At 50.7% G+C, this 21,969-nt stretch carries 15 protein-coding genes and 1 CRISPR repeat array; of the genes, 14 read left to right on the top strand and 1 reads right to left on the bottom strand.

Annotated elements, in window-relative coordinates; all coding sequences use genetic code 11:
* The first annotated feature begins 16 nt into the window (after positions 1-16).
* From KDC22_RS05775 to KDC22_RS05815, 9 genes are read left to right on the top strand one after another with little or no spacing between them, the layout of a single operon-like run.
* Entirely contained in the window at positions 17-334 is a 318-nt protein-coding gene (locus KDC22_RS05775; protein ID WP_211722362.1) for a carboxymuconolactone decarboxylase family protein, read from the top strand.
* Positions 324-1,700, top strand: coding sequence for a radical SAM family heme chaperone HemW (gene hemW, locus KDC22_RS05780; RefSeq protein ID WP_211722363.1), 1,377 nt, complete (start codon positions 324-326; stop codon positions 1,698-1,700). Before KDC22_RS05775 ends, hemW (KDC22_RS05780) begins: the two co-directional genes overlap by 11 nt.
* A complete protein-coding gene (locus KDC22_RS05785) occupies positions 1,700-3,139 on the top strand; it encodes a U32 family peptidase (RefSeq protein WP_246553660.1) in 1,440 nt (479 codons plus the stop codon). The genes hemW (KDC22_RS05780) and KDC22_RS05785 overlap by 1 nt, the downstream gene beginning before the upstream one ends.
* Positions 3,136-4,311, top strand: a complete 1,176-nt coding sequence (locus KDC22_RS05790) for a flavodoxin family protein (RefSeq protein ID WP_211722364.1) — start codon at positions 3,136-3,138, stop codon at positions 4,309-4,311. Before KDC22_RS05785 ends, KDC22_RS05790 begins: the two co-directional genes overlap by 4 nt.
* Positions 4,312-4,352: 41 nt before the next feature.
* Positions 4,353-5,111 carry an alpha/beta fold hydrolase gene (locus KDC22_RS05795; RefSeq protein WP_173139899.1) on the top strand — a complete coding sequence of 253 codons (759 nt, stop codon included), beginning with the start codon at positions 4,353-4,355 and terminating at the stop codon, positions 5,109-5,111.
* 1 nt (position 5,112) lies between these two features.
* Positions 5,113-6,396 (top strand): B12-binding domain-containing radical SAM protein, encoded by a 1,284-nt coding sequence (locus tag KDC22_RS05800; RefSeq protein WP_211722365.1) that lies wholly within the window; start codon positions 5,113-5,115, stop codon positions 6,394-6,396.
* A 28-nt stretch (positions 6,397-6,424) separates the two neighbouring features.
* On the top strand, positions 6,425-7,711 hold the full coding sequence (locus KDC22_RS05805; protein ID WP_173139895.1) for a B12-binding domain-containing radical SAM protein: 1,287 nt from the start codon (positions 6,425-6,427) through the stop codon (positions 7,709-7,711).
* A 4-nt stretch (positions 7,712-7,715) separates the two neighbouring features.
* On the top strand, positions 7,716-9,014 hold the full coding sequence (gene hemW / locus KDC22_RS05810; protein WP_211722366.1) for a radical SAM family heme chaperone HemW: 1,299 nt from the start codon (positions 7,716-7,718) through the stop codon (positions 9,012-9,014).
* Between the two features lie 12 nt (positions 9,015-9,026).
* A complete protein-coding gene (locus KDC22_RS05815) occupies positions 9,027-9,833 on the top strand; it encodes a HEAT repeat domain-containing protein (RefSeq protein WP_211722367.1) in 807 nt (268 codons plus the stop codon).
* A 1,422-nt stretch (positions 9,834-11,255) separates the two neighbouring features.
* Positions 11,256-12,225: a CRISPR direct-repeat array (repeat unit 33 nt; unit sequence GTCGCACTCCACACGGAGTGTGTGGATTGAAAT).
* Positions 12,226-12,357: 132 nt separating this feature from the next.
* Here the strand turns inward: KDC22_RS05815 and KDC22_RS33320 are convergent.
* Positions 12,358-12,549 (bottom strand): helix-turn-helix domain-containing protein, encoded by a 192-nt coding sequence (locus tag KDC22_RS33320; RefSeq protein ID WP_343222029.1) that lies wholly within the window; start codon positions 12,547-12,549, stop codon positions 12,358-12,360.
* A 2,252-nt stretch (positions 12,550-14,801) separates the two neighbouring features.
* On the opposite strand from KDC22_RS33320, the gene cas3 reads away from it, so the two are divergent.
* Genes cas3 through cas1c form a run of 5 tightly spaced genes read left to right on the top strand, consistent with a single transcriptional unit; the run spans position 14,802 to position 21,967 of the window.
* Positions 14,802-17,249: a CRISPR-associated helicase Cas3' gene (gene cas3 / locus KDC22_RS05825; protein WP_211722368.1), complete on the top strand. Its 2,448-nt coding sequence runs from the start codon at positions 14,802-14,804 to the stop codon at positions 17,247-17,249.
* A gap of 41 nt (positions 17,250-17,290) precedes the next feature.
* Complete coding sequence (gene cas5c, locus KDC22_RS05830) at positions 17,291-18,013, top strand: type I-C CRISPR-associated protein Cas5c (RefSeq protein ID WP_211722369.1); 723 nt, start codon at positions 17,291-17,293, stop codon at positions 18,011-18,013.
* On the top strand, positions 18,010-19,953 hold the full coding sequence (gene cas8c, locus KDC22_RS05835) for a type I-C CRISPR-associated protein Cas8c/Csd1 (RefSeq protein WP_211722370.1): 1,944 nt from the start codon (positions 18,010-18,012) through the stop codon (positions 19,951-19,953). The genes cas5c and cas8c overlap by 4 nt, the downstream gene beginning before the upstream one ends.
* Positions 19,954-19,956: 3 nt before the next feature.
* The gene (cas7c, locus tag KDC22_RS05840) at positions 19,957-20,820 is read left to right on the top strand and encodes a type I-C CRISPR-associated protein Cas7/Csd2 (protein ID WP_211722371.1); all 864 of its coding nucleotides are present in this window, start codon (positions 19,957-19,959) and stop codon (positions 20,818-20,820) included.
* Complete coding sequence (cas1c, locus tag KDC22_RS05845; RefSeq protein ID WP_211722372.1) at positions 20,810-21,967, top strand: type I-C CRISPR-associated endonuclease Cas1c; 1,158 nt, start codon at positions 20,810-20,812, stop codon at positions 21,965-21,967. The genes cas7c and cas1c overlap by 11 nt, the downstream gene beginning before the upstream one ends.
* The last annotated feature ends 2 nt before the right edge of the window (positions 21,968-21,969 follow it).

The raw sequence follows: 21,969 nt of genomic DNA on the forward strand, positions 1-21,969 counted from the left end.
AAGGAGGGTATAGCTAATGAGCGATATGTTGATGAGAGTTAATCCCCGGGTGGGTACCGCTTTTGATAGCATGTGCAAGTCGATTGAGGACACGGGGACGCTTGAGCCGAAGGTGCGGGAATTGATCCGCCTGGCTTGTGTAGTGACAGACCGTTCTCCCTTCGGCATCCGGCTGCATGCGCTGAAGGCTTACGAGCTGGGAGCAACTGCTGAGGAAGTAACGGAGACGGTGATGAATTGTCTGCCTGTGGCGGGCATTGAGGCTGTATCCTCCGGTCTGGCTGCGGCAATGACGGCGCTGGAATCGAAGCGGGGTGTCCACCATGGCAGTTAAAACATCCTATGAGCCATTCTACAACGTGTATCCCCATAGAGACCCGATCTGTGTGTCCCACTATCCCAATCCGGTGACCGAGGTTGCCCCGGCTGACATTTATGGACGGATGGGTCTTGGCGGCCCGCCTCCGGCGGATAATGTGGGTGCCGTCTATGTGCATGTTCCGTTCTGCGCCTCCGTCTGCATCTTCTGTCCCTTCAATAAGATGGCTTACCAGGAGAAGCAGGTGGAGCAGTATATGGAGGCGGTCAAGGCCGAAATCGGCATCTATGCCTCTTCACCGTATGGCTCCCAGTCCACAATCAGCGCAGTGACCTTCGGGGGCGGTACGCCGTCGGCTCTGTCTGCTGAGAGAATGGTAGAGATGCTGAAGAGTGTCCAGGCGAATTACCGGGTGACACCGGATGCGCAAATCTCATTTGAAGGAAGCCCGGCAACCTTGACGCTGGAGAAAATGCAGGCCATCCGCGCCCAGGGAGCGAACCGGATCAGCATTGGGATACAGACCTTCAATGATAAGATGGGGCACCATCTGCGGATGAGTCACGATTCACACCGGGCCTTCGAGGTGCTGAATGAAGCGAAGGAAGCGGGCTTCGAGAATATCGGCATTGATCTGATGTACAATCTGCCCGAGCAGACCATGGAGGAATGGCTGGAGGATGTAAGAACAGCCGTGCGGCTGGGAATTGACCATATCACGGTATTCTCTCTGTGTGTAGTGCCGTTTACGGCCCTGTTCAAAATGATCAAGGAAGGCAAGATTCCGCCTACCGGCAGTGTCGAGCTGGAAGTAGATATGTATCTGGAGGCCAAGCGGCTGCTCCAGGAAGAGGGGTATGTCCAGTACAGCGTGTGGGATTTCGCCAAGCCGGGGTTCGAGGACCGGCATGTCCTCTTGTACTATACCCAGCAGAAGGATCTGTTCGCGCACGGCCCGGCGGCCTTCGGGTATGTCAACAAGCTGATGTATATCAATCAGGGTGATATCCAGGAGTACAGCGACCGGCTTCAGCAGCAGTTCCTGTCCGTCTTCATTGCCAGCCAGGCGGATGATCTGGAGGCGATGCACGGAATGATGGCCAAGGGTCTGCGGATGCTGGCGGTGAAGCGGGAGGATTTCACCGGCATGTTCGGCTACCAGCCGGAAGAGATCTTTGGTCCTACGATCGACGACCTGGTAGCCAGAGGTCTGCTGGAGACGGATGAGCAAGAGATCCGCCTGTCCGCCAAAGGCATTGTCTGGGGCAACAATGTATGTAAGGAGTTCTTCTCAGAGGCGAACCAGCAGACGTTCGAGAGCCGTGTGAAGCTGGCACGCGGGCAAAAACCGGCCGAAGCTGCCGGGGAGGAGCTGAAGTGATGAAGCTGTCTGTCGGCACCAATTTCGATGACCGGTTACCTTTGCTGCTGCAGGATTCGCATGTTGATGTATTCTATGGCAAATTATCCTCTGATCTGGTGGGCGGGGGCCGGCCGACCTTTGCGCTGCCAACGATAGACCGGGCAAGAGTGGAGGAGCATGTGAAGCTCCTTCACGCCTACGGGTTCAAGTTCAACTATCTGCTGAATGCCACTTGTCTGGATAACCTGGAGACCACCAAGGACTTCCATTACCGTCTGCGCGAGCTGCTGGAATGGATCGGTACCCTGCAGCCGGAATACGTGACGGTATCCCTCCCCATGCTGATTGATATGGTGCGCACCGCGCTGCCGGATGTCAAGATCAGCCTGTCTACCTTTGCGAACGTCAACACGCTGAGACAGGCGCAGTATTTTGAAGAAAAAGGTGTCAGCGAAGTTACCCTGCCCGAGAGCCGGAACCGTGACTTCGCCTTCCTGGAGAGCCTGCGCAAGAATACCCGGCTCGATTATCAGCTCATTGCGACCAATGACTGTCTGCTGGATTGCCCGATGCGCCACAATCATGCGAACTTCCAGAGCCATGCCTCGCAGTGCAACCATGTAACCGATGGCTTCGCGCTGGATTATTACATGCTGCGCTGTACGGAGCGCAAGCTCCAGCATCCCGAAGAGCTGCTGAAGTCGCAGTGGATTCGTCCGGAAGACATGTATCTCTATGAGGAGCTGGGCTATCACAAGTTCAAGCTGACCGAGCGCATGAAGACCACGGAGAAGATTGCAGCTACGGCTGAGTCCTACTCCCGGCGCAAGTATGAGGGCAACCTGCTTAGTCTGCTGAATTCGCGGATGGCGGAGGCCGATTTCGAAATGCCCAACTTCTCGAAGAATATCAAGGAGGAGTTCGCGCCGTCTGAGAAAATGCGGCAGGTCTACAGCCTGCTGTTCAGCTTCCAGGCAAGCATCGACAATGAGAGCCTGGACGGCTTCCTGGAAGGCTTCCGTTCCAAGCGCTGCGACCGGATGGACTGCGACAAATGCGGGTATTGTGCCGAATGGGCCAGCCGTACCGTTCAGGTGGCGAAGCCGGGTGAGGCTACTCTGGCGGAGTTCGAGCAGCTGTTTCAGGCGCTGGCTTCAGGCACCTTCTTCGATTCTGGTGCAGCAGCGGCGGTAACCTGGACAGCGGAGGGCCAGAGCCTCTATGAAGGGATTGTTGCGCGTAAGCCCGAGTTCATCCGCGATATGGCAAGTACCGAGATTCGGAAGAAGGCGGAGGAGCTTGCCGCAGCACGCGGAACAGGCCAGGTCTCCCGATATGATGTAGCCAAAGCCAATGTGCTGTGTACCCCGGCCGACTTCCGGATGTTCGCGCTTAGCGATCTGCGGGCGCTGGGGTTCGATACGGCTGAGCTGGACTTAGAGGAGGCAGCCGGATGAAGAAGATCATCGGGCTTGCCGGGTCCATGAAGAAGCATCACAGCTCCAGCGAATATCTGCTCTCCGTTGCGCTTGAAGCTGCAGCGGAGCAGGGGGTGCAGACGGAGCTGCTGCGGCTGAATGATTACAACATTCTGCCCTGTGACGGCTGCGGCAACTGCATGAACGGCAAGCACTGCCACCTGCTGAAGGACCCGGAGGACCAGTTGACGGAGCTGTATGACAAGCTGAAGGAGGCGGACGGGTTCGTCTTCGCCTCCCCGGTCTATGCGCTCTCGCTTCCGGCCGTCTGGAAGAACTGGATTGACCGCTGCGAGCCTTGCAGCGACGAGGATCTGGACTTCGAGTATTACAATTATGACCGGGTTGCCGGGGTGAAGGGCAAAGCGTTCACGGGCAAGGTAGCCGGACAGATTGTTGTCGCAGCAGGTCCGGGGCATGAATGGGCACTGGCTTCGCTGATGCCTTGCTTCACGGCGATTAAGCTGTCGATGATCGCCAGCGCAGGCATCAGTCTGATTGAATATGACGGCCAGCCAGGCATCCGCAAGCGCTCCTGGAGCAAACCGATTGAAGAGGCGGAAGAGGCCAAGATGATGGCCCGGGCGGTCGGGATGCGGGTGGCCTCCTCCTTGGGATTCTCTTACTTCGACCTTCCCGGGCAGTCGGGGGCAGGGCAAGGGCAGGGAAGCGGGGGGCAGGACCCTATGGAGCAGAGTCGGGAACACGGGATGCAGGCTGATCCTTGGTCTGCCTTCACTGTGCAGAACGTCAAGGATGAAGAGATCGCACTCGGTGAGCTGGCAGCGGAGCGGCCGCGCATCTTCGTCATCGGCGACCAGCAGGCCAGCGTCCGCTGCGGGCCGCTGCTGGAGCAGCTGGAGCAGCAGTTCGGCGGCAAGGCCGCCTGTGCGCTGATCGCAAGAGTAGGACAATTGCCGCACTTCATTACCCATGAATTCGTAAAGGAGAAGACCGGGCAGACGGTTCCCGGCTTCGAGCTATATTATGACTGGGAAGATAAGCTGGCCTCGCGCTGCAGTCTGGCACCCGGCCAGCCAGCCATTCTGGTGGGCCGCAGCCGGGAGGAGTGGCGGCTGTTTGCAGTAGATGAAGCGGAAGGCCGGGAAATCGGCCGGGTCGTGGACTATCTGGACGAAGTAGTTGTATGAGCAGTCAGGACGGGGAAGTGCTAAGGGAGGAGAGAAAGTAAATGTTGAAGACTAAGGGCGTACCTTTATTTCACAGCTGCCAGGGCACCGGGGAGGCGATTCTCTGTCTGCACGGCAACCGGGACTCTTCGCTCGTATTCCGGGAATTGGCCCAGTCGCTGCAGACCTCTTATCAGGTGCTGTGCGCTGATTTGCGCGGACACGGCCAGTCAGAGTACTCAGGTCTCCCCTTCACCCTAGAGGATATGGTTGATGATATTCTCAGGCTGCTGGACGAGCAGGGGCTGAAGCAGGTCTCGATCGTTGGACATTCTCTGGGAAGCACGCTGGCGCTGCTGCTGTCTGCACGGGAGCCGGGCCGGGTGAAGAAGCTGGTCCTTATGGGGGCCGCTGCCACCTTTCAGGTTCCGTTCAAGCGGCCAAGCCACGGTGAAGAGATCACGCCGGATACCGTGAGGCAGACGAATGCGGCGGCGGTTCCATATTTTTTCACAGAGGGTCATGAAGAGGTGCAGCACCGGATTCTGGAAGGCTGGTCCAGGCTGCCTGCCGCGACCCACCGTCTGATGATCCAGATTCAGCATCCCGATCTCCGGCCGATTCTTCAGAATATCCGGCAGAGAACGCTGATTATAACCGGCCAGGAGGACCGGATCACTCCGCTGCACAAGGCGCTGGAGCTGAACCGGTACTTGCCGGACTCCCGGATGATGGCGGTTCCGGGTTCGGGACACTTTATGTTTCTTGAGGAGAAGGATGCCGTAGCGGATGCCATGCTCAATTTCCTCAGGGAGGAGTAGTATGGGCAGAGTACTGCTGATATCGGCGAATACGGAGAAGCGGCCGCCTGTGTTCCCGCTGGGTCTCAGCTATATTCATGCCAGTCTTGCCGCTTCCGGCTGGGAAGCCGGGATGCTGGACATGACCCAGCTGGACTATACCCGGGAGGCCGTCACCTCCTACCTGGATTCCTATGCACCGGACTACATCGGCGTGTCGATCCGTAATCTGGATAATTGCTGTATGCAGTATCCACGGAGCTTCGTAGAGCAGGTCTGCGCTCTGGTGGACTGGGTCCGGCAATGGAGCGGCACGGCGGGAGTGATTCTGGGGGGAGCGGGCTTCTCGCTCCTTCCCAGGCAATGGCTGCAGGAGACGGGAGCGGATTATGGAATTGTCGGCGATGGCTGTGACAGTATGGTTGAACTCCTGTCGCAGCTGGAGAAGGGGGAGGAGCCGTCCGCAGTAAGCGGACTGATGTTCAGGACAAGGGCCGGGGTATGGAATTACTGGCCGCCTGACGCGCCTGAGCAACTGGATCAGGAGTATTTCCCGAGCCGCAGCGGGTTCCTGCACAGCTATGATGTCGAGCGTAAGGTGCGCCATAATGTATTGACCAAGAGGGGCTGTGCACTGAGCTGCACCTATTGTGCTTATCCGTCGCTGGAGGGCAGGGCCGTCCGCCTGCGGTCGCCAAAGGGGGTAGTGGATGAGATTGAACAGATGGTGCGGCAGCATGACATCGGATCGTTCGATTTCGTGGACAGTGTGTTCAACTTCCCGTTGGAGCATGCCGAGGATATCTGCCGGGAGCTGATCGGGCGCGCGGTTCCTGTATCCTGGGGCTGCTTCCTGAATCCCAGGTTCTTCACCGCAGAATTCGCCGGGCTGCTTAAGCAGTCGGGGTGTACGGAGGTGGAATTTGGCATTGATTCCGGCAGCGATATCTGCCTTAGGTCGTTCAAGAAGAACTTCCGGCAGGGCGAGATCCGGGCGGTGGTGCAGCTCTGCCGGGCCCAGGAGCTGGACTTCAGCTTCTGTCTACTGATCGGGGGACCGGAGGAGACGCCGGAGACCCTGAAGGAAACACTGGATCTGATGGAGGAGCTGGAGGTTCAGCGTATCTTCGGCCTGTTCGGCATCCGCATTCTGCCGTCCACCGATATGTACAGCTATGTCGGCTCCCCGGAGCCGGATGAGCTGCTCCATCCGAAGTTCTTCATGTCCCCGCAGTTGAAGCTGGAGCAGGCCAATAGTATCTGCGCCCCTTACCGGGAGCGGAACCCGGACTGGATGTTCATCTAATTTCACAAAAACAGGGTGGAGCGTAATCATGAGAATACTGGTAGTGTCTACGAATACTCTGCTGAAGCCGATGCCGGTGCTTCCGGTTGGGGCGGGGATGGTCTACTCGGCCCTGAAGGCTGCCGGATTCGAGGCCCGCTTTCTGGATATGGCGTTTGTGGCCGAGCCGCTGGAGGCCCTCCGCGATGAGCTGCGGGCGTGTGAGCCGGAGCTGATCTGCCTCTCGGTGCGCAACATCGACAATCAGGTGATTCAGCAGCCGGAGAGCTATCTGTCTTTTGTACATGAAGTCATGAAGGTGTGCCGTACTTGCAGTTCAGCCAAGGTAATGATAGGCGGGGCTGCGATGCTGGTGATGCCGGGTGAGCTGGTCGAGGAGCTGGGGGCGGATTACGGAATCAAGGGGAGCGGGGGCGAAGCGGAGGCTGTCCGGCTCGTCCATGATCTGGAACGGGGAATGGCCCCGGACACAGGTACGGTAAGGAATGCAGATCCTGCCTATCATCCGGTGTACAGCCGTATTCCGGCCAAGTCGCTGTTCTCTCCGCAGTATTTCATCCCGAACCCACGCATCAAAAAAGCCTCCATGGGCTATCAGGCCTCCAGAGGCTGCAGCCGGCACTGCATCTATTGCTCGGAGGGCTATATGAATTCCGGCGCCTGCCGGATTCCTGCGGAGCAGTTCATGGAAGACATGAGGATTGTGCAGGCGGACTATCAGGTGAACAGCATTACTTTTGTAGACGGTGTCTTCAATCATGAGGTGGAGGAGACGATAGAGTTCTGCGGGCAGATCGGCCGCACAAGCACCTCGCTGGAATGGAGCTGCGCCCTGACGCCTGCCAATATTACGGAAGAATTGATACGCTCACTGAAGCATACCGGCTGCCGCTTCGTGGATATCGGGGCCGATTCGGGCTCGGGGCGTATGCTCCGGCGTATGGGGAAGCAATTCACCCCGGAACACCTGCTGGAGCTGGGGCGTCTGCTGGAGCAATATCATATCCCGTATTCGGTATCGCTGCTGTTCGGCGGGCCGGGGGAGCATGAGGAAACGGTGCAAGAGACTGTGCAATTGGTCAATCAGCTGAATCCTGTCTATATCCTGGCCAGTCAAGGCATCCGGATCTATCCTCATACCGCCCTGTACAATATCGCCCTGCAAGAGCAGGTGATTCATCCGGCGGATAACTTGCTGCTTCCGGCCTTTTACCAGTCCAGGGACTATAGCACAGATCTGCTCACCAAGGCTCTGGCGGCATCGCGCCACATCTATAAGGATATGCTTATGAATTCAATTGGAGGAAGGACTTGATCGAATGAACAAGCCGGCTTACCCGTTCCGGGAGATAGGGATAGGACATTATCCCATGGGGAATTCTCCGGTTGCACCGGAGGACAGCAAACGTCTGCCGTCCATGATGAACTTGAATGATGCCGCTGCAAGCTCTAAACTGGTATATGTACATATTCCGTTCTGTGATTCCATCTGCCCGTTCTGCCCGTATCCCAAGGCGTTCAATGAGCAGGGAGCCCGCCAGGAATATTTGACCGCGCTGTTTCGTGAACTGGAGATGTACGGCTTCACGCCGCAGATCCGCAATTCCTCGGTGGAGGCGCTCTACATTGGCGGCGGTACGCCGAGCGTTCTTAATGAGGAAGAGATTACGGCTCTGTTCGAGCAGCTACAGTCTACACTTCCCATGCACAGTGTCGAAGAGATCACCTTTGAGGGGAATCCCGCCTCGTTCACCGCAGGCAAGCTGAAGCTGCTTCATGCCCTGGGTGTTAACAGAATCAGTCTGGGGGTGCAGACCTTCAACGATGAGCTGGGGAGACGCCTTGGACTGCTTCAGACCTGTGAGGATTCACTGCGCACCATTCAGCAATCCAGAGAGGCCGGAATTTCCAACGTCAGCCTGGACCTGATGTACAATCTGCCGGGGCAGACGATGGAGGAATGGCTGGAGGACTTGGCGAAGGTAGTGGAGCTGGGAATCGGTCATGTTACCTTATTCCCGCTTAAGCTTATTCCCGGCTTCGGACTCTTCAAACGAATTGCCAGCGGCGAGCTTCCACCCTGCGGAGATCTTGAACTGGAGCAGCAGATGTATGTTGAGGCCTGTCATTATCTGGAGTCACAGGGCTATGCGGTCGAATCCACCTATGACTTTGTACGGCCGGGAGGACATCATATCTACAGCCGCAAGCATTTTGACGATCATCTGGACCTGCTCTCTGTCGGGCTGGGTGCGTTTGGCGATGTGGGCGGTTATGCCTACCAGAATGTGAAGCTTCTCCCTGAGTATGTGAAAAAAGTTACATCCGGCGACCTGCCGGTTGCCTTAGGCTACGAGGTGAAGGCAGACGATCTGCCTAACCAGTTCCTGGCGATGGGCCTGCGCCGCACGGCTATTGACCGCCAGCTCTTCCAACGCAAATTCGGCATCTTCCCGGAGGAAATGTTCCCGGAGCTGTTCGATAAGTTTGTTAAGGCGGGCCTGGTGGAGATTCGCGAGGATACCATTGCTCTGACGCGGTTTGAGGGATTGTTCTGGGGCAACAATGTGTGTAAGGAGTTCTGCGAGGAACATATCAAAATGGCTTTTCCAAAATGATGGAGGGGTACTATGAACAGCAAAGTGACCAAGAACATCTTCTATGAGGAGCTTCAGGAGGCCGGGAAATTCAAGCAGCTTGAGCAGCGGTTGCTCGGTGAGTCGAATCTGCCCGGTCCGCGGGCAAATCTGGGGGCGGCGTCCACATTCGCAGATGCCTTCACGTCCGATTGGGTTTCTGACGACGCCTGGAACCTGCTTATGGAATGGAGCGGCAAGCCGGAATCGGCAGCGCCTACGGACGATCCCCGGGAGTTCTTGCCGTTCTGCGCCTTGCAGGCGATGGGCAGCTATTACCGTTACGCGGAGCCTTCCCGGCAGCAGATCATTCTGGAGCGTTGTCAGGCAGCCATGAATGATTCCCGCTGGCGGATGCGCGAAGCGGCAGCGATGGCACTGCAGCGGATTGGCGAGCAGGACTTCAGCGCACTCCGTAGCTTGTTCGATGGGATGAAGGACGCAGCCGGTCCGCTGGAGCAACGGGCCTTCGTCGCGGCGCTGGCCCATCCGCCCATGCTGAAGGATTCCGCGAATGTCTTGTACGCGCTGGAGCTGTCAGAGGAGATTCTGGATGAGATTGCCGCCGGACAGACCCGTTATGGTACGGAGGATTTCCGCATCCTGTCCAAGGGTCTGGAGTATGCACTCAGCGTATTCGTGGAACGCGCCCCCGAGCATGGCTTCCGGATGCTAGCCAAATTCGCCGTGACCGACGACAAACGGATGCAGAAGATCGTAAAGTCCAACCTCGGTAAAGCCCGCCTGGCCAAAAAATTCAGCCAGGATGTGGAGCGCATTCAGTTGATGATGAATGCTTGAGGGTGCTGATTAGTCAGGGTAACACAGAAACAGCCGGATCACACGCAAATGCGCGGGTTGGGCTGTTTGTTGTGAATTGAAACACTGACATGGTAGAGTCTAAGAGTTATCGTTAGTTCCATTATTAGCTTAGTAGCTCTGATCTCTAGCAGTCCGTGTGGTTCAGAATTTATCGGGATTCTTAATCCTAATGGACGCTACTTCGCCGCATCTTTTACAAAATGTATATATAACCGGAGAACCGAAAGAAAAAGTTTTGCCTACTGGCATAACTCTAGCGTCAACAGCGTTAACTTCACCTTTTGCAAAGGTAGTATATCCACAGGTTTTACAAGTTAAGTTTTCCTGATTCATAATAACCATCCTCAATGAAATATTTTACAATATGTGTGGAGTAAGATAGGAACTGATAGCTGGTGCGAATGCCAAGCTCTTATGAAATCCCCGGGTTCTTCGCACCTCGGAATTTGTCGAAACACAATTGAGTTGAGAACGTTTATAAAAAGTCAACAATTGATTCATATCCTTTATTGTACTATATTGGCAGAAGAGTAGAAAATTAATATGGAAAAGGCATAGGTCATGCTGATTTCCGCTGTCGCACTTCGTGTGGAGTGCGTGGATTGAAATGCCCATACCGTGGCTGCCGTGCAAAAGCCCATCCGTCGCACTTCGTGTGGAGTGCGTGGATTGAAATCATATCAGCAGCCAAGCGTTCGTAGTTTTTTTCGTCGCACTTCGTGTGGAGTGCGTGGATTGAAATTTAATGGGGACGAAGCTCATACGTTTGTAGCTGTGTCGCACTTCGTGTGGAGTGCGTGGATTGAAATGGCAAAGATGCGGTCGTCATTGATTTCCATCACGTGTCGGACTTCGTGTGGAGTGCGTGGATTGAAATAATTTATGCGGCGAGCTGGTCAGCCATTTCTGCGTCGCACACTGTGTGGAGTGCGTGGAATTGAAATAGCCAGAATATGAGGGCCGTTGCATTGGGATGGTCGCACTCTGAGGCACTATCCCGATTTTATTTGGAAAATGTAGATCCGTTAGATTATTTGGGGGTGGACACGAGCTGGAGGGGTGGCCGAACTGGCTGTTAATTTTAGTAAAGAGAATCCCGCTCTAACTTTAATTGAAGCTATCGAAAAGGCAGAGAGGAGGCAAGAGATTACATAGGTGTATGAAGGGCAAATATAGTTTTGCAGAACACAATCAGTGGAGTAAGATAGGAACTAAGGACTTGTGCGAATGCCAAGCTCCCATGAAATCCCCGGGTCTTTCGCACCTCAGAATTTGTCGAAAGCATTAGAGAAAATGAGAATTTATCAAAAGTCAATGATTGATGTATACTTTTTTTAGTACAGTCTGATGAAAAGATAGTGAATTGATGCGGGGGAAGCATAGATTATGCTGATTTCCGCTGTCGCACTCCACACGGAGTGTGTGGATTGAAATGTTCTTGCGCAGCTTTCTCTTGCGCCTCCAGAAAGGTCGCACTCCACACGGAGTGTGTGGATTGAAATCTAAACAAGTTGGCGAAGAGATTGGTGAGCGATGTCGCACTCCACACGGAGTGTGTGGATTGAAATGCCAGCCAAGTCACCTTAAGCCAACCATTACCGTCGCACTCCACACGGAGTGTGTGGATTGAAATTTCAACATACCTACGGATAAGGACGATCCTGACGCGTCGCACTCCACACGGAGTGTGTGGATTGAAATACTCTGGCGATACTCCAGAGGAGTTGATGAAATAGGTCGCACTCCACACGGAGTGTGTGGATTGAAATGATTGCCAAGATAATCCCTCCTTAATTCATGGCTCGTCGCACTCCACACGGAGTGTGTGGATTGAAATTTTTTGGAAAAGGAATGGTTCTCCCCGGTGCCTGGTCGCACTCCACACGGAGTGTGTGGATTGAAATCCTCACCCCATAAAATCCTTGATGGGTATAAGGCGTCGCACTCCACACGGAGTGTGTGGATTGAAATAATCGGAGTCCGGTAGCCATGTTACAAGTTACCTCGTCGCATTCCACACGGAGTGTGTGGATTGAAATTCCGCAGCTCGCTCCGTCTTGGGCAATGGGAACCCGTCGCACTCCACACGGAGTGTGTGGATTGAAATAATAATAACTGTCCAAGGTGGGTACGCGCCCATGTCGCACTCCACACGGAGTGTGTGGATTGAAATATATTATCTAAGGGGGGATAACCATGAACTGGAAGTCGCACTCCACACGGAGTGTGTGGATTGAAATAAAAACAACCAGCATAGCAGGCCGTGGGTGAGAGTCGCACTCCACACGGAGTGTGTGGATTGAAATATGATGGCCTGCTGAATCTCATCAGGTAGAGCGTCGCACTCCATACGGAGTGTGTGGATTGAAATTCTCTAGCCGCAGATCCTGTACTGTTAAGGGCTGGTCGCACTCCCTAATCTAATAGTCGCCTGATTTGGATCATAAGCAAAAGCACTGGATTTCTGCGTAGCCGCAGGACCCAGTGCTTTTTTGATCATAGACTATTTTTTACGGCGTACCTCAAATAAATCGTTAGGAGTGACATCGAAATAGAGACATAACTTCATTATCAATTCTGCGGATACTATCTTCTTGTCCATGTTGGAGTTGTGCATTAATTTCATAATAGTTGTTCGACGGTTCCCAATTTCTTTGGAAAGTTTAAGGACTGAGATTTCATGCTCCTTCAGAATTTAATCCAACTTGCAATATAGTATGTATTTGTTAAATTCCATGCGGCTCTCCAAAACTAAAATTAGTTGTACTTTTTATGAAAATGAAATTAGTGCCACTAACAAGGAAACGAAGGAATGTATATGTCTAAAGGCTACTCTTCAACTTCAGATTTTAAGACTATGTATAGTCTTAAGCCAATTAAGGCATTAACTCGATTTATGTGAAAAATGTAGATACGTTAGATTATTGGAAGCGGATATAAGTTGGAGGGAGGGCTGAATTGGCTGTTAATTTAAAAAAAGAGAATCCTATTCTAAGTTTAATTGAAGCTATTGAGAAGGTAGAGTGGAGCAACGGGACAACGTAGGATTCGGAAGTAAGGGGGAGTAAAAAGTAAATTAGTTTTGCAGAATTTAAGCTGTGGAGTAAAATAGGGGGTAGACTGGTGCGAATACCAAGCTCCCATGAAATCCCTAGGGATTTCGCACCTCGGAATTTGTCGAAATCCTAAAGGTATGAGAGGTTTCTTGGAAAGTCAAGGGTGGACGCATACTTTTTTAAGAATAGAGTTAAGGAAGATTCAACGAATTAATATGGGAAAAGCATAGATGATGCTATTTTTCGCTGTCGCACTCTATACGAGTGCGTGGATTGAAATGTCAATCCCACGATATTCCCCAACTGCCATCAGAGTCGCACTCTATACGAGTGCGTGGATTGAAATTCCTGCACAGCTCCAGGTGCATCCTCGTCAAACAGTCGCACTCTATACGAGTGCGTGGATTGAAATCTGTCCGCAGTGTCCGCCGAAGTGTAACCCCCAGTCGCACTCTATACGAGTGCGTGGATTGAAATCTCACAATTGGGGGTCCTCGCGCCCCCGCCTGAAGGTCGCACTCTATACGAGTGCGTGGATTGAAATAAGAATCTCGCAAACATCCTTAGAGCCGGCAGTGGTCGCACTCTATACGAGTGCGTGGATTGAAATGGCATCTTGCTGTAACTCCACGCCGTTGACTTTCGTCGCACTCTATACGAGTGCGTGGATTGAAATACTGGTGATCGGATGCTCTGAATCGCTGCCATAACCGTCGCACTCTATACGAGTGCGTGGATTGAAATACGCACCGCGAATCACCCCCGCGAACCGAGCCACGTCGCACTCTATACGAGTGCGTGGATTGAAATGTAGTTCTTTTCGTAAATCCGTAACATGATTAAGTCGCACTCTATACGAGTGCGTGGATTGAAATATGGCCTACGAAATGGGAGACCACAATTGGCACATGTCGCACTCTATACGAGTGCGTGGATTGAAATGTAATCAAATTTAATTAGGAGTGAATTTATATTGTCGCACTCTATACGAGTGCGTGGATTGAAATGGGAAGGGTAAGAACACCACGGCTGTGATTAAAAGTCGCACTCTATACGAGTGTGTGGATTGAAATCGACTTTGGCCACTGGGGATTAACCGATGAAGCAGTCGCACTCTATACGAGTGCGTGGATTGAAATAAGTCGAACGCCGTTTGCCTGCATCGCTCGGGCCACGTCGCACTCTATACGAGTGCGTGGATTGAAATGCAAATGGTGCGGGTATTACCGTCAAAAATGCAGTCGCACTCTATACGAGTGCATGGATTGAAATAACACCGCCGCGAGGCGGTTTAACATATGCTTTAATGTCGCACTCTATACGAGTGTGTGGATTGAAATATCCAGCGCTGGTCGATGGCGTTCTCTTTGCCGTCGCACTCTATACGAGTGCGTGGATTGAAATCACTGCCAAGTTGACTCTCTAGGTGAGACGGATTGTCGCACTCTATACGAGTGTGTGGATTGAAATTTGCTGCCTGGTTCGTATAGGTGAACCTGGGGCCGGTCGCACTCTACACGAGTGCGTGGATTGAAATGGGCAACTGCGGAAAGGTATCCGAGATATGGCGAAGTCGCACTCCGTGTGAGTGCGCGGATTGAAATGCCTCCAGATAAAGCGCGTGCATACCCTTTTCAGGTCGCATTCCGTATGGAGTGTATGAATTGAAAAATCCAGCAATCGAAACGCGAGCGTACAATCACATCGCATTTTTACAAAAAGCATCCAACATTGATTCCATGTTGGATGCTTTTTCTCTAGGCTTTGATGGTAAATGTGATAAAATGTTCAAATTATCACCAAATTATGACTCCCTTTTCACAAAGAAATTGTTATGATGGGAGGGTGAATTCCTTATAGTGGAAAAGACCTAGACGAGGGTGGAGGTAGGATGGACTACATTGCTCATATCCGTGAAAGTGACGGGTGCATTCAGACGGTGAATGAACATTTGTTGGGTGTCTGTGCATTAGCCGAAAACTTCGGTGAGAAATTGGGAGTACGGCATATTGCGGGACTGGCTGGACTCTTGCATGACCTAGGCAAATACACAGAAGAATTCAGAACATACATACTTGAAGCAGTTAATAACCCGGATGCTCCACCCAGAAGAGGCAGTGTGGACCACTCGACAGCTGGAGGGAAGTTATTGTTTGACTGGTTTCATCCCTCGTCGCCCGAATATGTGAATGAGAAAGGTAGCCAGACAAAAGCTATTTTAGCCGAAATTGTGGGTAACGCTATTATTTCTCATCACTCTTATTTGCAGGATTTTTTGAATCAAGATTTGGAATCCAGCTATCTAAAACGTGTTCGTGATAAGAACCTTGAGGAGTTCGACTCTCTGACGGTCAAGAGTTTTTTCGAGCAGGTGATGGATGAGCGGGAGTTTCGTCTCTATGTAGACAAAGCCGAGCTTGAACTGATTGCTTTTATTAAAAAAGAGCCAAAAGTAAACCTGGAGCATAAATCAATGCTCCTAAGTAAATTTATTTTCAGTACTCTAGTTGATGCTGACCGGACCAATACACGATGTTTTGAACAGAACAAAAAGGACGAGGAGATCGACTCCAAGGCCTTATTTGAGCAGTATTATGACCGGCTGATGTCCCGGATTGAATCTTTCAACACTCATAAACATGCTGGTTCGGCTATCAATCAGTTGAGACGGGAGATGTCGGAGCAGTGTGATGCCTTTGCAGAGAGGGCCACTGGCATATACACCTTGTCGATCCCGACGGGTGGTGGAAAGACACTGGCCAGCCTGCGATATGCGCTCAAGCACACAAAGAGGTTTTCGAAACAACGTATTATTTATGTAGTGCCATATACGACAATCATTGAACAGAACGCTGAAGAAATCCGGAAAATTCTCCGGGATGATCAGCACCTGCTAGAGCATCACTCGAATGTAGTTGAGGCGGAGAAGAAAGATGACGAAGAGGATGAAGGTAAGGCTAGCATTCAGCAAAAGCTGAAGCTGGCTAAGGACAATTGGGACGCTCCGATTATTTTTACTACGATGGTCCAGTTTCTAAATGTCTACTACGCAGATGGAAGCAGAAATATTCGCAGACTTCATAATTTGAGCAATGCCGTTATTATCTTTGATGAAGTGCAGAAGGTACCGATTCCGTGCATCTCTTTGTTTAATCAAGCGGTGAATTTCCTCAAAACATATGCTAATTCAAGCATCGTTCTGTGTACTGCTACTCAGCCGGAGTTAGACTATGTTCGGCATAAATTGCAGCTTAGTCCTGATGCCGAGATGATCCACCACTTAGACGATGTCATTCAAGCGTTTAAGCGTGTGGAGATCATAGACAGAGCGACTGGAGAGAAATTCAATACAGATAAGCTGGCGGATTTTGTGATGGACAAGACCCAAGAGGTAACCAGTGTGCTGGTCATTCTTAACACCAGGTCTGTAGTTAGGTCTCTATATAATAGGTTGCTAGAGGAAGAGTTATCTACTCCAGTCTATCACTTGAGTACTTCTATGTGTGCGGCTCACCGGAATGAGATTTTGACTAAAGTTAAAAAGCTCCTTGAAGCTAAACAGCCAGTAATCTGCATTAGCACCCAATTAATTGAGGCAGGGGTGGATGTAAGCTTTGAATGTGCGGTTCGATCCTTAGCGGGACTGGATTCCATTGCTCAAGCCGCAGGCCGCTGCAATAGACACGGCGAAGATGAGTTGCGGCAAGTCTATGTTATTGATCATGCGGAAGAGAATTTGAAGAATCTGAAGGAAATCCGGATCGGCAAAGTAGAAACGGCTAAAATCTTCACTGATTTCCTATGTCATCCAGAAAGTCTTGGGGGTCATTTACTGTCTGTTCAAGCAATGAAGCAGTATTTCCAAGCATTCTATACGCAGTTAGCACCCAATCTGAACTACCCTATTCCCAAGCTGCAACTAGAAATGACCGAGCTATTGTCGTCAGACAGAGCGAATAACACATATCATCAGGAATACCGTGGTGAGCAAAAGGTCAGCTTGCCCTTATTCCTCCATAACAGCTATAAAACGGCTGCCGAGCATTTTCATGTGATTGATAGTCATACCACCTCAGTGATTGTGCCCTTTGGAAAAGGGAAGGAGATTATCGCTGATCTCAATGGTCAGCACAGCATTCAGGATTTATCCCGACTATTACGTGAAGCACAGCAGTACACAATTAATATATTTAGCTTCGAGAAGGAAGCACTCAGCAAAAATAACGGGATTGTTTGTTATCTGGACGGCAAGGTTTTTGCTCTGAAGGAGGGGACGTATTCCAGCGAATACGGCTTGGATTTGAAGGGCGAGAGTGTAATGGAAGTGAGCTTATTTTAACCATATATCGAGCTTGATCCTAAGAAAGGAGGCAAAGCCTTATGAGAAACTCAATTGAATTCAAAGTTTATGGTAAATACGCACTGTTCACGGACCCTTTAACCAAGTTGGGCGGGGAGAAGTTGACGTATAGTGTCCCTACCTATCAGGCGCTTAAGGGAATTGTGGAATCTATCTATTGGAAGCCCACGCTCATCATGATTATTGATGAAGTTCGAGTGATGAATGCGATCCGCATGGAATCCAAGGGAATACGTCCTATGGAATACGGTGGAGGGAATACTCTTGCGAATTATACGTACCTGAAGGACCCGCATTATGAGGTTAGGGCGCATTTCATATTTAATGAGAATCGCCCGGATCTGGCACATGACCGTAACGAGCATAAGCATCACAATATTCTCAAGCGGTCGCTGGAGGCCGGAGGCCGGAGAGATATATTCCTGGGGGCAAGAGAGTGTCAGGCCTATGTGGAGCCTTGTGTTTTTGGGGAAGAGCCAGGATATTACGACAACTATAATGGAGAAATTCATTTTGGCAGCATGGTACATGGAATTAACTATCCTGATGAGACCGGCAGGGATCAGATGGAGGTTCGGCTGTGGAATCCGGTGATGAAGAATGGGTACATCCAGTTTGATAGGCCCGAGGATTGCACCAAGGTGCGAAGAATTGCCGATATGCAGCCTAAGCCTTTTGATCGTAACAATGTCCAAGCGGTGGATGAACTGTTCGAGGAGATCGAAGCGGGAGGGCATTCATGAGCTGGCTATTGAATTTATATGAGACGTATGAAGCCAATCTGGGCCGTGTCGGCAAGATTGAATTGAAGCACAATGATACCGAGTATACGCTGTTGCCTGTATCTCATACCACACAGAATGCCCATATCACAGTTGAGATTACTGAGGACGGAGAGTTCCACTCGGCAATCGTGAATGATAAAAGCGATATCAACACATTGATTCCTTGTACAGAAGAATCCTCGAGCCGGGCCGGTTCCAAGGTTGCACCATACCCTCTCCACGATAAATTAAGCTATGTCGCTGGCGACTTTGTAGCCTATGGCGGCAAAATCAAGAAGGAAGAGCCTTTTGCAGCCTATATCAAGCAATTGGAGGCTTGGGCAAATTCTCCTTACGCAACCCCAAAGGTGAAGAGTATATACCGCTATTTAAGCAAGCGGGAATTGATTCAGGACCTGGTAGCCAGCAAGGTTATATATCTCGACGCCGATCATAAGCTCATTGATAAATGGGACAAGAAGTACGAAGCCTTGCACGGGGATAAACCCGCTATCTTCTCTTTAATTGCCGGTGAGCAGGAGAGTGCATTTGTCCGGTTTAACGTTCGTAAGCCCAACGAGCATACTGAGGTTTGGAAAGATCCTGATATGTATAATTCCTTCGTTCAGCATTATTCCAGCCTGTTAGGTGAAGAAGATTATTGCTACGTAACCGGCAAAATACTACCCAGTACGGACCGCCATGCGAACAAGATCAGAAATGCCGGAGATAAAGCTAAGCTCATTTCTGCCAATGATAATAGCGGATTTACATTCCGGGGACGTTTTGCCCAAAGCAGTGATGCAGCCAGCATCAGCTATGAAGTGTCCCAGAAGGCACATAATGCCCTGAAGTGGCTGATTAACCGGCAAGGCAAAATCATTGATCAGCGTGTCTTCTTGGTCTGGGGAAACCAGGAGCTGAATATCCCTGACCCGATTGCGGATACCTTCACCCTGAAGCTTGAGCTGGAACCGGAATCAGAACCAGAACTGACACAGGTTACTGTCCAAGAGAGTACCAGTCATACCTTCAAAGAATATGCGCGTGAAGTATCCAAAAGCCTTAGCGGGTACCGTAACAAGCTGGCATCACGAACGAGATCGGATGTGAATATTCTTATTCTCGATTCCGCGACAACCGGTCGTCTTGCTGTCCTATACTATCGTAATATGGAGAAAAATCTGTATGTAGACCAGCTGATTAAGTGGCACTCAACCTGCGCTTGGCTGCATAAATACCGTAAGGATGAGCATGGAGGTGTAGCCACTTTTTACGGGGCGCCCTCTACCAAGGATATCGCTTTTGCCGCTTATGGTCCCAAAGCCAACGAGAAAGTAGTCAAGGGAATGATGGAGCGGGTCCTGCCTTGCATCGTCGACGGACATAAGATTCCTCACGATATTGTACGAAGTGCCTTTTACCGGGCATCCAATCCCGTAGCAATGGATACCTGGGAGTGGGAGAAGACACTAAGCATTGCTTGCGCTCTAATTAATACAGAGGAGGAGTACAGCGTGGCACTAGACACTGAGAATGATGACCGCAGCTACTTGTTTGGAAGATTATTAGCGATTGCTGATGTGCTGGAAAGACGGGCATTGGATTCAGATGAGAAACGTTCGACAAATGCGATTCGCTATATGAATTCTTTTTCCAAATATCCGGCGAGAACCTGGAGCACGATTCAATCCTGCCTGCAGCCGCATCAAGCTAGACTTGGAACGAGAGTGAGATATTACTCGAATTTGATAGACGAAGTAGCTTCGAAGATCAAAATTGAAGATTTCAACAATAATGTGCTAACAAGTAAATATTTGCTTGGATTCTACTCTCAGCGGCATGAGCTTAACTACGGCAAGGCTAAATCGGGCGATTCCACACCAGCTTCCACATCAACCAATCAAGAGGAGAGATAGACTATGACCACACTCGATCATAAAATTGATTTTGCTGTTATTGTATCCGTTACCAAAGCCAACCCTAATGGTGATCCGCTCAATGGAAATCGGCCACGCCAGAACTATGATGGCTATGGGGAGATTTCCGATGTTGCCTTGAAACGTAAAATAAGAAATCGTCTACAAGATGCTGGAGAATCCATATTCGTGCAATCCAACGACCGTAAAACGGATGCCTACGGAAGCTTAAGAGAACGTGCAGATGCCAATGCTGAACTGGATAAAATTCTGAAAGCCAAAACAAGCTCGAATGAAGAGTTTGCCCGTATCGCTTGTCAGGAGTGGATCGACGTACGCAGCTTCGGTCAAGTATTTGCTTTTAAAGCGGATAGCAAAGGTTCCGGTGTCTCTGTCGGGGTGCGAGGTCCCGTGTCTATCCATACAGCGACCAGTGTAAGTCCTATTGATATTACCAGTATGCAGATCACCAAAAGTGTAAATTCTGAACCAGGCAAAGACAGAGGTTCTGATACGATGGGAATGAAGCACCGGGTGGATTTTGGAGTGTATGTATTCCAGGGCAGTATTAACACACAACTTGCCGAGAAAACAGGGTTCACAAACGAAGACGCAGACAAGATCAAAGAGGCACTGGTCACGCTTTTTGCAAATGACGTATCTTCCGCAAGACCGGATGGAAGCATGGAGGTACATAAGGTGTACTGGTGGGAGCATAACTCTAAATTAGGTCAATATTCTTCAGCTAAGGTTCACCGATCACTTGATATACGGGCGAAGAAGGACGAGCCTAAATCTATTGAAGATTATTCGATTGAAGTATATCCATTGGAAGGATTGCAGCTTGAGGTTATAGATGGCCTATAGTGACGATGATGATGCACTAATGCTCTCCGGGATACAGCATTATCATTTCTGTAAACGGCAGTGGGCCTTAATCCACATTGAGCAGCAATGGGCAGAGAATACCAGGACGATTGAGGGTCAGCACCTTCACCGAAATGCAGACCAGCCTTTCACACGTGAAAAACGTGGGGATAAGCTCGTAGTTCGTGCAATGCCCGTGAAGTCGCAGGAGCTTGGAATTACCGGGATTTGTGATGTTGTGGAATTTGTAGCTTTTGGTTTCACCGGAGCGAGTCCGGCATTGATGGGTTACTGTGCAGACCACGATGTCTCGCTGATCTTTTTGACGATGAACGGAAGATTTCTGGCCAGGGTAACAGGGGAAAGCCGGGGAAATGTTATTTTGCGCAAGAAGCAGTATGCTCTGTCTGAGGATGAGATGAAGTCTGCAAAGATAGCCCGGAATTTCATTATCGGCAAAATTTATAATCATAAATGGATACTTGAAAGAACGACCAGAGACTATCCGATGCGTGTGAATGTAGAGCAATTCAAGGAGGCCTCGCAGCAGTTGTCTGCTCTTATCTTTGAGGTGAGAAGCTGTGAGCAGTTGGACCGGTTGAGGGGATTGGAGGGGCAAGCGGCGATCACGTATAACAAGCTGTTTGATTCAATGATTTTACAGCAAAAAGAAGACTTTCAATTTCATCTCCGTTCCCGGAGACCTCCGCTGGATAATGTAAATGAGATGCTGTCTTTCGCTTACACCCTGCTTGCACATGATACGGCATCTGCGTTAGAGGCGGTTGGACTGGATGCTTATGTGGGATTTCTTCATCGGGATCGTCCGGGCCGGGTATCTTTGGCTCTTGATCTGATGGAGGAGCTGCGCGGGGTAATGGCAGACAAATTTGTCTTGACCCAAATTAATAAGAAGCTGGTTAACAAAGACGATTTTGTGAAAAAAGAGAATGGTGCAGTAATTATGACAGATGAGGCTAGGAAGAGGTTCCTTACGGCTTGGCAGAATAGGAAGCAGGAAAAAATAACACATCCCTACTTAGGAGAAAAGATATCCTGGGGACTGGTGCCACACGCTCAAGCGTTATTACTTGCCCGTCATTTGCGTAATGATCTGGATGAATATCCGCCGTTTATGTGGAAGTAGGT

The organism is Paenibacillus tritici (assembly GCF_018207515.1).
GTDB classification, from domain to species: Bacteria; Bacillota; Bacilli; order Paenibacillales; family Paenibacillaceae; genus Paenibacillus_AQ; species Paenibacillus_AQ tritici.

What these genes read in the sequence shown, in the direction of transcription:
- KDC22_RS05775 (WP_211722362.1), top strand. Translation starts at nt 17, where the DNA reads ATGAGCGATATGTTGATGAGAGTTAATCCCCGGGTGGGTACCGCTTTT.
- hemW (WP_211722363.1), top strand. Translation starts at nt 324, where the DNA reads ATGGCAGTTAAAACATCCTATGAGCCATTCTACAACGTGTATCCCCAT.
- KDC22_RS05785 (WP_246553660.1), top strand. Translation starts at nt 1,700, where the DNA reads ATGAAGCTGTCTGTCGGCACCAATTTCGATGACCGGTTACCTTTGCTG.
- KDC22_RS05790 (WP_211722364.1), top strand. Translation starts at nt 3,136, where the DNA reads ATGAAGAAGATCATCGGGCTTGCCGGGTCCATGAAGAAGCATCACAGC.
- KDC22_RS05795 (WP_173139899.1), top strand. Translation starts at nt 4,353, where the DNA reads ATGTTGAAGACTAAGGGCGTACCTTTATTTCACAGCTGCCAGGGCACC.
- KDC22_RS05800 (WP_211722365.1), top strand. Translation starts at nt 5,113, where the DNA reads ATGGGCAGAGTACTGCTGATATCGGCGAATACGGAGAAGCGGCCGCCT.
- KDC22_RS05805 (WP_173139895.1), top strand. Translation starts at nt 6,425, where the DNA reads ATGAGAATACTGGTAGTGTCTACGAATACTCTGCTGAAGCCGATGCCG.
- hemW (WP_211722366.1), top strand. Translation starts at nt 7,716, where the DNA reads ATGAACAAGCCGGCTTACCCGTTCCGGGAGATAGGGATAGGACATTAT.
- KDC22_RS05815 (WP_211722367.1), top strand. Translation starts at nt 9,027, where the DNA reads ATGAACAGCAAAGTGACCAAGAACATCTTCTATGAGGAGCTTCAGGAG.
- cas3 (WP_211722368.1), top strand. Translation starts at nt 14,802, where the DNA reads ATGGACTACATTGCTCATATCCGTGAAAGTGACGGGTGCATTCAGACG.
- cas5c (WP_211722369.1), top strand. Translation starts at nt 17,291, where the DNA reads ATGAGAAACTCAATTGAATTCAAAGTTTATGGTAAATACGCACTGTTC.
- cas8c (WP_211722370.1), top strand. Translation starts at nt 18,010, where the DNA reads ATGAGCTGGCTATTGAATTTATATGAGACGTATGAAGCCAATCTGGGC.
- cas7c (WP_211722371.1), top strand. Translation starts at nt 19,957, where the DNA reads ATGACCACACTCGATCATAAAATTGATTTTGCTGTTATTGTATCCGTT.
- cas1c (WP_211722372.1), top strand. Translation starts at nt 20,810, where the DNA reads ATGGCCTATAGTGACGATGATGATGCACTAATGCTCTCCGGGATACAG.